General features: G+C 74.1%; 12 protein-coding genes and 1 pseudogene. 6 read left to right on the forward strand and 7 right to left on the reverse strand.

What is annotated here, in order from left to right; translation table 11 throughout:
- Position 1 precedes the first annotated feature (1 nt).
- The 3 genes from PIR53_10435 to PIR53_10445 form a co-directional block, all read right to left on the reverse strand.
- Positions 2 to 1,243, reverse strand: a complete 1,242-nt coding sequence (locus PIR53_10435; protein ID WZH50445.1) for a MoxR family ATPase — start codon at positions 1,241 to 1,243, stop codon at positions 2 to 4.
- Between the two features lie 122 nt (positions 1,244 to 1,365).
- A complete protein-coding gene (mdo, locus tag PIR53_10440) occupies positions 1,366 to 2,658 on the reverse strand; it encodes an NDMA-dependent methanol dehydrogenase (protein WZH50446.1) in 1,293 nt (430 codons plus the stop codon).
- 168 nt (positions 2,659 to 2,826) lie between these two features.
- Complete coding sequence (locus PIR53_10445) at positions 2,827 to 3,612, reverse strand: IclR family transcriptional regulator (protein WZH50447.1); 786 nt, start codon at positions 3,610 to 3,612, stop codon at positions 2,827 to 2,829.
- A 148-nt stretch (positions 3,613 to 3,760) separates the two neighbouring features.
- On the opposite strand from PIR53_10445, the gene PIR53_10450 reads away from it, so the two are divergent.
- The 6 genes from PIR53_10450 to PIR53_10475 all read left to right on the forward strand — a co-directional run bounded on the left by PIR53_10450 (position 3,761) and on the right by PIR53_10475 (position 8,878).
- Positions 3,761 to 4,564, forward strand: coding sequence for a CoA transferase subunit A (locus tag PIR53_10450; GenBank protein ID WZH50448.1), 804 nt, complete (start codon positions 3,761 to 3,763; stop codon positions 4,562 to 4,564).
- Position 4,565: 1 nt separating this feature from the next.
- Positions 4,566 to 5,195: a CoA transferase subunit B gene (locus PIR53_10455; protein ID WZH50449.1), complete on the forward strand. Its 630-nt coding sequence runs from the start codon at positions 4,566 to 4,568 to the stop codon at positions 5,193 to 5,195.
- A gap of 70 nt (positions 5,196 to 5,265) precedes the next feature.
- Positions 5,266 to 5,451 carry a hypothetical protein gene (locus PIR53_10460; GenBank protein ID WZH50450.1) on the forward strand — a complete coding sequence of 62 codons (186 nt, stop codon included), beginning with the start codon at positions 5,266 to 5,268 and terminating at the stop codon, positions 5,449 to 5,451.
- Positions 5,448 to 5,759 (forward strand): hypothetical protein, encoded by a 312-nt coding sequence (locus PIR53_10465; protein WZH50451.1) that lies wholly within the window; start codon positions 5,448 to 5,450, stop codon positions 5,757 to 5,759. Before PIR53_10460 ends, PIR53_10465 begins: the two co-directional genes overlap by 4 nt.
- Before the next feature lie 86 nt (positions 5,760 to 5,845).
- Positions 5,846 to 8,428, forward strand: coding sequence for a SpoIIE family protein phosphatase (locus tag PIR53_10470; GenBank protein ID WZH54438.1), 2,583 nt, complete (start codon positions 5,846 to 5,848; stop codon positions 8,426 to 8,428).
- A 45-nt stretch (positions 8,429 to 8,473) separates the two neighbouring features.
- Positions 8,474 to 8,878, forward strand: coding sequence for a secondary thiamine-phosphate synthase enzyme YjbQ (locus tag PIR53_10475; protein ID WZH50452.1), 405 nt, complete (start codon positions 8,474 to 8,476; stop codon positions 8,876 to 8,878).
- Here the strand turns inward: PIR53_10475 and PIR53_10480 are convergent.
- From PIR53_10480 to idi, 4 genes and pseudogenes are all read right to left on the reverse strand, one after another.
- Positions 8,859 to 9,320: an ATP-binding protein gene (locus PIR53_10480; GenBank protein ID WZH50453.1), complete on the reverse strand. Its 462-nt coding sequence runs from the start codon at positions 9,318 to 9,320 to the stop codon at positions 8,859 to 8,861. The two genes, PIR53_10475 and PIR53_10480, sit on opposite strands and share 20 nt — an antisense overlap.
- Positions 9,321 to 9,360: 40 nt before the next feature.
- Positions 9,361 to 9,957 (reverse strand): annotated as a pseudogene (locus PIR53_10485) (dienelactone hydrolase family protein).
- A gap of 65 nt (positions 9,958 to 10,022) precedes the next feature.
- Positions 10,023 to 10,709 (reverse strand): GAF and ANTAR domain-containing protein, encoded by a 687-nt coding sequence (locus tag PIR53_10490; protein WZH50454.1) that lies wholly within the window; start codon positions 10,707 to 10,709, stop codon positions 10,023 to 10,025.
- Positions 10,710 to 10,747: 38 nt separating this feature from the next.
- Complete coding sequence (idi, locus tag PIR53_10495) at positions 10,748 to 11,284, reverse strand: isopentenyl-diphosphate Delta-isomerase (GenBank protein WZH50455.1); 537 nt, start codon at positions 11,282 to 11,284, stop codon at positions 10,748 to 10,750.
- Positions 11,285 to 11,426 lie beyond the last annotated feature (142 nt).

Here is an 11,426-nt window from a genome sequence, read left to right on the forward strand (position 1 = left end):
CTCAGACCGGACGCTTCCGCGAGCCCGCGGCGAACGAGCGCGCCCCCTGGCCGCTCGGGACCGACCGGCCGTTGACCGACATCGTGCCCTGCGCGCCGTAGTAGTTCTCGTCGTGCCGCCCCGGCTGGTCCTTCGCGGCGCGCACGTCCTTGCCGCTCGGCCCGTCGGCGGCGTCGCGCGCCGGTGGGGCGGCCGGGGCGGCCGGCTTGTCGTCGTGACCGTGCCCGTGACCGTGACCGTGCCCGTGACCGTGGCCGTGCCCGTGCAGGCTCTCGGGCACCGTCGCGTTCGGGTCGACGAGCCGCGGCACCTCGCGGAGCGCGCGGGCGAGGTCGCGCTCGTACTTCACGACGACGTTGAGCGTCGACGACAGCACCTCGGCGGACAGCTCGGAGACCCCCAGCACGGCGAGCGTGCGGGCCCAGTCGATGGTCTCGGAGATGCTCGGCGCCTTGCGCAGGTCGAGCTCACGGAGCTGGCGCACGACCTCGACCAGACGGGTCGCCAGCGACGCCGACAGCCCGGTGTCCTTGCTCGCGATGATCTCCAGCTCGCGCTGCGCGTCGGGGTAGTCGAGGAAGAGGTGCAGGCAGCGCCGCTTGAGCGCCGCCGACAGGTCGCGCGTGTTGTTGGAGGTGAGCACGACGTAGGGCTTGTGGGTCGCCACGACGGTGCCCACCTCGGGGATGGAGACCTGGTACTCCGCCAGCAGCTCCAGCAGCACGGCCTCCAGCGCCTCGTCGGCCCGGTCGACCTCGTCGATGAGCAGCACCACGGGCTGCGGCGAGGTGATGGCCTCCAGCAGCGGCCGGGGCGCGAGGAAGCGGTCGGAGAAGAAGACGGAGTCCTGCGCCGCGATCCGCTCGACCGCCTCGGTCAGCGTGGAGGTGTCGGCGACGACCTGGCCGATCTTCTCGCGGAGGATCTGCGTGTAGAGCAGCTGCTTGCCGTAGTCCCACTCGTAGAGGGCCTTCGTCTCGTCCTGGCCCTCGTAGCACTGCAGCCGCAGCAGCCGCCGGCCCGTGACCTCGGCGAGCGTCTGCGCCAGCTGGGTCTTGCCCACGCCCGCCGGTCCCTCGAGGAGCACCGGCTTGTCGAGGCGCGTCTGCAGGAAGACGGTCGTCGCGAGCCGGTCGTCGGCCAGGTAGCCGGCGTCGGCGAACCGTTCCTTGACGGCGGCGACGGAGTCGAGCTCGGGCTCCTCGACGGTCGGGGTCTCACGGTCGGTCGGCATGGCGGTCATCGACGGCTCCTCGCTGAGCAGGGCTGGACTCGGTCTCGGGCCCGGGACGTCATGCGGACCGGCGGCCGGGGGCGGCGGTCCGCATGACGTCCCGGAGGGGGTACGGCGCGGGGAGGCGCCGATCAGGACAGGAGGTCGTCCAGGTCGCCCGTCATGCAGTGCTCGACGACGGGACGCACGGTCTCGAACGTGCACTCCTTGGCGTTGCCCGGCGTGCAGGCGTCGCCGAGCACGTGGTTCGTGATCCGGTCGACGTCGTCGGCGTCGCCCTTGATGACGGGCGCGTTCTCGTAGTACTTCGTCGGGCCCGTGCCGAGGCGGTTCTTCGAGTACGAGTCCGCCGTGACGTCGACGAACCGCTCCGGGATGCCCACGTCGCGGAGCAGGCGGATCGCGGCGGCGAGCGCGGCGTCCGCGGCCTGCGGCTTGGTCATGCCGTGGGTGTCGATGCCCATGGCCTCCGCGATGTCCGCGAAGCGGCCGTAGGCGGCGGGCATGTTGAAGGCCCACACCCGCGGCAGGGCGATCGCGTTGTTGAGGCCGTGGTGGGTGTCGTAGAACGCCGACACCGCGTGGCTGATCGAGTGGATGATGCCGAGGCCGCCGGAGTTGAACGCCTGGGCGGCGATGTACTGCGCGTACATCATGCCCTCGCGACCCTTCAGGTCCTGGCCGTTCCAGGTGGCCTCGCGGAGGTTCTCGGCGGTCAGCTTGATGGCGCGGATCGCGTTGCCGAGGCTGGGCTCGAAGTTGAGGCGCGAGACGTACGGCTCGGAGGCGTGCGCGAGCACGTCGAACCCGCACTGGGCCGTGTAGTCGACCGGGCAGTCGAAGTAGAGCACCGGGTCGTCGATGGCCAGGGTGGCCACGGAGGCGTCGTCGAACGCGACGTACTTGTGCGGGTTGTCGGGATCGGTCGTCGTGTCGGTGATGACGTAGGCCCACGACGTCTCCGAGCCGGTGCCGGCCGTGGTGGAGACCGCGATGTGCGGCGGGTTCTTCGGGTTCTCGGACATGTTGAAGCCCTCGAACTCGTTGACGTTGCGGCCGTCGTGGGCGACCGAGACCCGGGCGCCCTTGCAGGCGTCGTGGGAGGAGCCGCCACCGATGGAGACGAACGAGTCGCACTCGTTCTCCTGGTAGAGGGCCACGGAGTCCATGACGTTGTAGTCCTTGGGGTTGGACTCGACCTTGTCGTACACGACGACCTCGAGGCCGTGGTACTTCATCGACTCCACGATCTTGTGCACGATGTCCGTGCCCCGCAGGCCCGACGTCATCACGAGGGTCTTGCGGAAGCCCAGCTTGAGGGCCTCCGGCCCGATCATCTCGTGGGCGCCCGGGCCCATGAGGGCACGCGGGAACGGGTGGAACTCCTTGATCGGGAACGGCTTGAGCAGCTCGTCGACCTGCATGGCAGACCTCCTGTGGGACGGGGATGTGGCGCTCGTCACGAGACGCTAGGTCCGTCGTCACGGGGTCGAACAGGCGAGGATCCGGATCCCGCCAGGCAGGTCAGGGGCCCGTCCCGGCCGTTCGGAGAGGTGCCCTGGCAGGTCGGCGCCGGAGGCCGTGGCGGTCGGTCAGCGCGGCGGCGCCGCGGCGCTCGGCCCGGCGGAGAGCCGGCCCGTCAGGGCGTGCGCCTCCCGGAGCAGCAGCGCACCGAGCTCGGCGCGCCGCGGCTGCGCGAACCGGGACTCGATCCCCGTCAGCGTCAGCGCCCACGAGGGCCGACCCGCGCGGTCGAAGACGGCGGCGGCCAGCCCCCAGCTGCCCTCGACGTTGAGCCCCGGGTTGGTCGCGTAGCCGTCGGTGCGCGTCGTCGCGATCCGCTGCCGCAGCGGCTCGGTCGCGTGGGGACGCCCGTAGGCCGGCACCAGGTCGACGCGCGCCAGGTAGTCCTCGACCTCGCGGTCGGGGAGGTGGGCGAGCAGCGCCAGGCCGGCGGACACGACGCCCAGCGGGAAGCGGGACCCCTCGGTGAGCACGTGCGAACGGATGGGGAAGTCGCCGTCCTCGCGCAGCAGGCACACCGTGTCCTCGCCCCGGCGCACGGAGAAGAACGCGCTCTCCCCCGTCAGCTCGGCGAGCCGGCGGACGGTGGGGTGCGCGACCTGCGCGACGTCGTAGCGACGGGCCGCCGCGGCTCCCAGCACGAAGAGCTCCGGCCCGAGGTGCCACCGACCCGTCTCCTGCACGCGGTCGACGAGGCCCTCGTCGAGCAGGGCGGTGAGCACCCGGTGGATCGTCGGCCGGGGGAGGTCGACCGCGCGGGCGACGTCCGCCGTGCGGGCGCCGTCGGTGTCCAGCTCGGCGAGGGCTCGCAGCACCCCGGCCGCGCGCCCGACCATCCCGACCGTCTCGCTCACGGGGGTCAGCCTAGCGCCGCGTTCGGTGAGTGAACGGCGGGTCCGACCTCCGGTCGCGCTGCGAGCAGTCCGCCGCGGGGCGTTGACCCCTCCGCCCGCCAGCCGGTTGTGTCGGGGCCCACAGACCGGCAACGGAGGGAGATCGAGCGTGGACAAGGTCGTGGCGTCGGCTGCGGAGGCCGTGGCGGACATCGGGTCGGGATCGCGGATCGCGGTGGGAGGGTTCGGGCTCTCCGGCATCCCGTCGGTGCTCCTGGCGGCCCTGCTCGACCAGGGAGCGGACGAGCTCGAGGCCTTCTCCAACAACGCGGGCGTCGACGGCGCGGGCCTCGGGATGCTGCTCGGCGCGGGCCGCCTGCGGCGGATGGTCGCGTCCTACGTCGGGGAGAACAAGGAGTTCGCCCGCCAGTACCTCTCGGGCGAGCTCGAGGTCGAGCTCACCCCGCAGGGCACGCTCGCCGAGCGCATGCGCGCCGGCGGCTCCGGCATCCCCGCCTTCTTCACCGCGACCGGCGTCGGCACCCAGGTGGCCGACGGCGGTCTGCCCTGGCGGTACGACGCGGAGGGCAACGTCGTGAAGGCCTCCCCCGCGAAGCAGACCCAGGTGTTCGCGACGGCCGAGGGCCCGAAGGAGTTCGTGCTCGAGGAGGCGATCGTCGCCGACTTCGCCCTCGTGCGCGCCCACCGCGGCGACCGCCACGGCAACCTCGTCTTCCGCCGCGCGGCCCGCAACTTCAACCCCCTGGCCGCGATGTGCGGCCGCACCACCATCGTCGAGGTCGAGGAGCTCGTCGAGCCCGGCGAGATCGACCCGGACCACGTGCACCTGCCGGGTGTGTTCGTGCACCGCGTCGTACCCCTCACCCCCGAGCAGGCCGCCGACAAGCGCATCGAGAAGCGCACGGTGCGGCCCGCGTCCCCGACCGCCACGACCCGCGAGCAGGAGGCCTGAGATGCCCTGGAGCCACGACGAGATGGCCGCGCGCGCGGCGGCCGAGCTCAGCGACGGGTCCTACGTCAACCTCGGGATCGGGCTGCCGACGCGGGTGCCGAACTTCGTGCCCGACGACGTCGAGCTGGTGCTGCAGTCGGAGAACGGGATCCTGGGCGTGGGCGCCTACCCCCTCGAGGGCGAGGAGGACCCCGACCTCATCAACGCGGGCAAGGAGACGGTGACCGTACGACGCGGGGCGTCCTACTTCGACTCGGCGACCAGCTTCGGGATGATCCGCGGCGGCAAGGTCGACGCCGCCATCCTCGGCGCCATGCAGGTCTCGGCGGCGGGCGACATCGCCAACTGGATGATCCCCGGGAAGATGGTCAAGGGCATGGGCGGGGCGATGGACCTCGTCCACGGCGCCGACAAGGTCGTGGTACTCATGGAGCATGTCGCCCGCGACGGCTCCTACAAGATCGTCGACGAGTGCTCGCTGCCCTACACGGGGCGGGGCGTCGTGCAACGGATCATCACCGACCTGGGCGTCATCGACGTGACGCCCGACGGCCTCCGGCTCGTCGAGCTCGCACCCGGGGTGAGCGAGGACGAGATCCGCGCCGCGACCGAGCCGCCGCTGCTCCCCTGAGCGCCCGGCCGGCGGGTACCGCTAGGCGGGCCGACGTAGCGTCGTCGGCACACCTACCGAGGAGGTCCAGATGGGTCCACGGCGATGGATCGTCGCGGCAGTGATCGTGCTCGTGGTGGTGGTCGGCGGCACGCTGCTGATCATCGGGCTCACGACGGCCGACGAGGCCGAGGGCTCCGCCCCCGCCACGCCGATCGAGACGGTCGACACGGGCGGCACGGGCGCCCGGCCGCTCACGGGACCGAGCGCCGCGTGAGCACCGTCGACGACGAGCGCTGGCTCGTCGTCGACGGGCGCCGCTGGCGGCGCACCGACCCGTCCCTGCCGGACGACGTGCGCGCTGCTCTGACGTCCCACCTGGGCCGCGCACGGTCCGCGGTGGGCGTCGCGAAGCGCCGGGGGGACGACGACGCGGTCGCGGCGGCCCGACGTCGCGTCGGCCTCGCCAAGCACGGTCTCGGCGAGCGCGGTCCACGGTGGTGGGACCGGCCTGAGGCCGAACGGGTGGCCGCGGCCCGCACGGCGCTCGACGAGCTCGACACCCTCGCCCCGCCCGACGCCTGACCGCGCTTGGCCGTCGTGGGAGGATCACCGGACGACGCCGCGACACCGGTCGCGACCATCGGCAGATCGGAGCCCGGTTGAACCGCGTGCCGGTCGAGCCCGAGCGCCCCGCCTCCGCGTCGCGCAGTCCCTTCCGCGGCCCCGAGGCGGCGTCAGCACGGGTGGAGCGGGCGCGCAGCCTCTCAGCGCGCACCGACGGGCTCCCGTCGCTCAACCGTCTGGCCGAGCTCGCCGCGCAGCTCCTGGGCACCGGGTCCGGCCAGGTCTCCGTCATCGCGGAGCGCCAGCGGGTGATGGGGGGTTCCGGGCTGGCCGCCGCGACGGTCGGCGCCGAGTCCGACGCGTCCGACTCGCTCTGCCTCCTCCCGGTCGAGGCCGACCAGCCCGTCGCCATCCCCGCCACGCGGGACGACCCGCGGTCCCAGCACCTGCCTCCGGTCGTCGCGGGCGCGGCTGCGTCGTACCTGGGGGTGCCGCTGCGCTCCGGCGGTCACGTGGTCGGGTCGCTGTGCGTCTTCGACACGGCCGAGCGCACCTGGTCGGCCGAGGACGTGCGGCTCCTCGAGCAGCTGGCCGAGCCGGCGCTGGCCGAGCTCGAGCTGGCGGCCCTGGAGTCGACCTACGCGGAGGACCGCGTCGTCTGGCAGCTCGCGGTCGACGCCGCCGGCGTGGGTGCCTTCGACTGGGACCTCGTCACCGGGAGGCTCCGGTGGGACGAGCGGCTCCTGGAGGTCTTCGGCATCGACCGCTCCTCCTTCGGCGGCACCATCGAGGCGTTCAACGCGCTCGTCCACGCCGACGACCGCGACTGGGTCGGCGCCGCGCTCGACCAGGCCATCACGACCTGCGGCGGGTACGCCGCGGAGTACCGCGTCACCTGGCCCGACGGCACGCTCCGGTGGGTGGCCGCCCGCGGGCACGCCATCGCGGGGCCCGACGGCACCGCCGTGCGGGTGGTCGGCGCGGCCTACGACACGACAGCCGTGCGCGAGGGCGAGGCGCGGGTGGCGCGCACCCTCGAGGCGATGCCGACGGCGTTCTACCACCTCGATCGCGACTGGCGGTTCACCTACGCGAACCCCGAGGCCCGCCGGCTGCTGGGCGGCATCAGCAGCGACCCGGTCGGCCACGTCGTGTGGGAGCTCTTCCCGGCCACGGTCGGGTCCGACTTCGAGCGCTACTACCGCGGCGCGGTCGAGAGCGGTCGGCCTCGGTCGTTCGAGGCCTACTACCCGCCGCCGCTCGACGGCTGGTACGAGGTGCGCTGCTGGCCCACCCCCGACGGGCTCTCGGTCTACTTCATCGAGGTCAGCGAGCGGCGCGTGGCGCAGGAGGTGCTCGCCCGCGCGGCCGGCCGGGCCGAGCTGCTCGCCGACGTGACCCGCACCCTGACGGACACGCTCGAGGCCGACGAGGCCGTCGAGCGGCTCGCCCAGATCCTCGTGCCCCGCCTCGGCGACTGGTGCGTCGTCACCCAGGTCGACGGCCGGCTCACGCACGACCCCCTCGTCGACCGCACCTGGCGTCGCCGACTGCGCGACATCGGCTGGTGGCACGTCGACCCCGCGCGGCGGTCGCTCGTCGAGCAGTACGCCCAGGTGCGCATCCCCGCCCTCACCAACGGCTCGATGGTCGCGCGCGCCCTCGCCGGCAAGGAGCCGGTCGTCGTGCAGGAGGGGGCAACCGAGCACATCGTGTCGGTGCTCGAGCCCGGCCCGGCCACCGCGGCGTGCGAGGAGCTCGCCCCCGCCGCTGCCGTCGTCGTGCCGCTGCCGGGCCGCGGACGCACCGCCGGCCTCCTCACCGTGTTCCGCGGCCCGGAGCGCGAGGCCTTCTCCCCCGAGGACCTCGTCATGCTGAGCGAGGTCGCCGACCGCGCCGGGCTCGCCCTCGACAACGCGACGCTCTACGCCGGTCAGCGCGACATCGCGGAGGGCCTGCAGCGCAGCCTGCTGACCGCGCCGCCGCACGTCGAGCACCTCGACGTCGTCGTGCGCTACGAGCCCGCCGCCGAGGCGGCGCAGGTGGGCGGGGACTGGTACGACGCGTTCCAGCAGCCGGCCGCGGACGCCCTCACGCTCGTCATCGGCGACGTCATCGGGCACGACGCCCGGGCCGCCGCCGCGATGGGCCAGGTGCGCACGCTGCTGCGCGGGATCGCCGTCACGACCGACGGGGGCCCGGCCGAGGTGCTCCACCGGGTCGACGCGGCTCTCGCGACCCTCCGGGTCGACACGATGGCGACGGCGATGATGGCGCGGCTCGAGCAGAGCCCCGCCCAGCGCGACGCCGGCACCGCGACGCTGCGGTGGAGCAGCGCCGGGCACCCCCCTCCGGTCGTGGTGGTCGACGGCGTCGCCCAGCCCCTGTGGCGCGGCGACCCGAACCCGATGCTGGGGCTCCTGACGGAGGCCTCCGTCGCCTCCTCCCGCAGCGAGTCGTCGGTGGAGCTGCCCCCGGGCTCGCTGCTGCTGCTCTACACGGACGGGCTCGTGGAGCGGCGCGGCGAGGTGCTCGACGTCGGGCTCGAGCGCCTCTGCGCGGCGCTCACGGAGCTGCTGGCCGAGGACCCGACCACGGAGGACCTCTGCGACCGCCTGATGGCGCGGATGCTGCCGGGCTGGACCGAGGACGACATCGCCCTCGTCGCCGTGCGCCTGCGTGGCTAGGGCGCGACCGGGCCTCCGCGTCCCCTCGCCTGCCACGATGGGCGGATGGACAGCGAGACGCACCGCTACCGCACCGGCGACCGGGAGGTCGTGCTCGACCTCACCGACGACTGCCGCTCCTGGGTGACCGGCCGGGGCGACGGGCTGCTCCACGTGTTCGTGCCCCACGCCACCGCGGGCCTGGCGATCCTCGAGACGGGCGCCGGGAGCGACGACGACCTCCTCGCCGCGCTCGGCGACCTGCTGCCCGCGGACGACCGGTGGCGCCACCGGCACGGGAGCCGCGGCCACGGCCGCTCGCACGTCATGCCGGCCCTCGTGCCGCCGTACGCCACCGTCCCGGTGATCGACGGGCGCCTCGCGCTCGGGACGTGGCAGAGCATCTGCCTGGTCGACCTCAACGTCGACAACGGGGAGCGCGAGGTGCGGTTCAGCTTCCTGCAGGGCTGAACGGCGGGGTGGACCCGGCGGGACCGATCGGCACCACCGCGCGCACCGTCGTGCCGGCGCTCGTCGTCTCGACGGTCCAGGACCGGCTCAGTCCGTCGACGATGTGGAGGCCGCGGCCCCGGTCGGCCATCGGGTCGGCGGGGCGCAGACGGCGCTCCCGCCAGGCCTCGGCGCCGCTGCCCGGCGGCCCGCCCACGGGGAGGCCGCCGTCGGTGACGGCGAGGTGGACGAGGTCGCCGTGGACCTCCCAGCAGACCCCCAGGGACCCGTCGGGACGGGGCGCGCCGTGCTCGACGCCGTTCTGCAGCAGCTCGTAGAGCACGAGGGCGGCGTCCTCCGCGACGTCGAGGGAGGTGCCGCGGGCGAGCAGTGCCTCGAGGAACCGGTGGCGGGTCTCCGTCGCTGCCGGCTGGTCGCACCGGATCGACCCGTCGAAGTCCACCGCACGATGGTGGCACGGGGCCGGTGAGGTCCCCACGGCCTCAGTCGTCGAGCGCGTCGAGACCGCCCAGGAAGGCGAGCACGCGGTCGAGCAGCAGGGCGGCGGCTCCCGCGTCGTACGACGCGAGCGTGGGGTCGGCGAAGAGGTGGGCCTCGCCCGGGTAGAGGAAGAGCTCGCCCCGTGCCTCCTGCTCGGTGAGGGCACGAGCGACGTCGAGGTCGCCCTCGCCCGCGAAGAACGGGTCGTCGCTCATGCCGTGCACCTGCACGGGCAGCCCCTCGGGCCAGCCGGGGCCGAACTCGCTGGGCGGCACGCACGCCTCCATCAGCACCGCCCCACGAGCCCCGGGGCGGCCCTGCGCGAGCATCTGGGCGGGCAGCACGCCGAGCGAGAACCCCGCGTAGACGACCTCCTCCGGCAAGCCCTCCACCGCGGCGGCGCCGCGCTGGAGCAGAGCCGGGAACCCGATCTCGCCGACGTGGCCGACACCGGTCGTGAGGTCGTCGAACGTGCGTCCGTCGAAGAGGTCCGGGGTGTGCACCTCGTGCCCGGCGTCCCGCAGCCGCTCGGCGAAGGTCCGCACCCCCTCGGTGAGGCCCTGCGCGTGGTGGAACAGCACGACGGTCGCCATGCGGGTCTCCTTCGGGGTCGAGTCGCTCCGACCACCCTAGGGCCGACCGGCACGGGTCGGTGGGACCACCGCTAGCGGGCGTCCGCGGGTGGCGCGAGCAACGCCTCCGCGACGTCCCGCAGCTTCCGGTTGCCGTGCTGCGACGCGCGCACGAGGTAGTCGAACGCCCGCTCGCCGTCGAGCCCGAAGCGCTCCATCACCACCCCGACCGCCATGCCGATCCGCTCGCGGGACTCCAGGGCCGTGTGCAGCTGCTCCCGCTCGCGGACCCCGCCGAGGGCCGTCGCCGCCGCTGCCGCGAGCAGCTCGGCCAGCTCGAGGCTTTCCTCGCCGATCTCGTCGGTCCGCAGGGCGTAGAGGTTGAGGGCGCCGAGCGTGCGGTCGTCGACGTGGAGCCGCAGGCCCACCTGCGCGCGCACCCCGCGCCGTACGGCGATCGCCACGTAGGCCGGCCACCGCTGCTCGTGGCGCGCGTGGTGGACGACGACCGTCTCCGTGGCGAGGGCGGCGTGCAGGCAGGGACCCTCCCCGAGCTCGTGCTGCACCCGGTCGAGGTCGCGCACGAGGTCGTCGGTCGCCGCCACCGTCTCCAGGCTCCCGTCCCGGCCCGCCAAGGAGACGCTGACGTGGTCGACGTCGTCGAGGGAGAGGCGTGCGACCTCGACGACGGCCGCGAGCGTGGCCGCGACGTCCGCGGGGCGGTGCAGCGCGCGGATCGCCTGGGCTGCGGCGGTGAGGGTGGAGCGGGACGCGTCCATGGGGGTCCGGTACCCGGCCCCCACCGGCCCACCGGGCGTCAGAGCCCGAGCACGCCCCGCATGCCGGTGCTCTGCTCGACCGCCCAGGGGCTGAGCGCCCACGGCGTGCGAGCGGCCAGGTCGAGCAGCGCCCGCGGGTCGGTCCAGGCGTGCTCGGCGACCTCGTCGGGGTGGGGCGCGGGCACGTCGTCGGTGCGGGCGAGCCACACCGGACAGATCTCGTTCTCGACGACCCCGCTGGCGTCGACGGCGCGGTAGCGGAAGTCCGGCAGGGCGAGCCGCAGGTCGGTCACCCGCAGGCCGAGCTCGTGCGCGGCGTACCGCTCCACGGCCGCCACCGGCTCCTCCCCCGGGCGCGGGTGGCCGCAGAACGTGTTGGTCCACACCCCGGGCCACGTGCGCTTCGTCAGGGCACGGCGGGTGACGAGCAGGCGGCCGTCCGGGCCCAGCACCCAGCAGGAGAACGCGAGGTGGAGCGGCGTGTCCGTGGTGTGCACGCCACCGCGCGGAGCCGTGCCGCACGGCTCGCCGCGCTCGTCGAGCAGCACCACGAGGTCCTCGGTGGCGACGGTCATCGGGGCTCCTCGATCGGCGACGGGCGCAGCGGCGGACGCTCCGCCGCCACCCATCGTGCCCGGCGGGCGGTCGGGCGGCGGGAGCGGGGCCGGCCGGGGCGGGCAGAGGGCTGCCCCCGTGGGCCCCTGGGTACCGGATCGG

Source organism: Nocardioides alkalitolerans (genome assembly GCA_038184435.1).
Classification (GTDB): Bacteria; Actinomycetota; Actinomycetes; order Propionibacteriales; family Nocardioidaceae; genus Nocardioides; species Nocardioides alkalitolerans_A.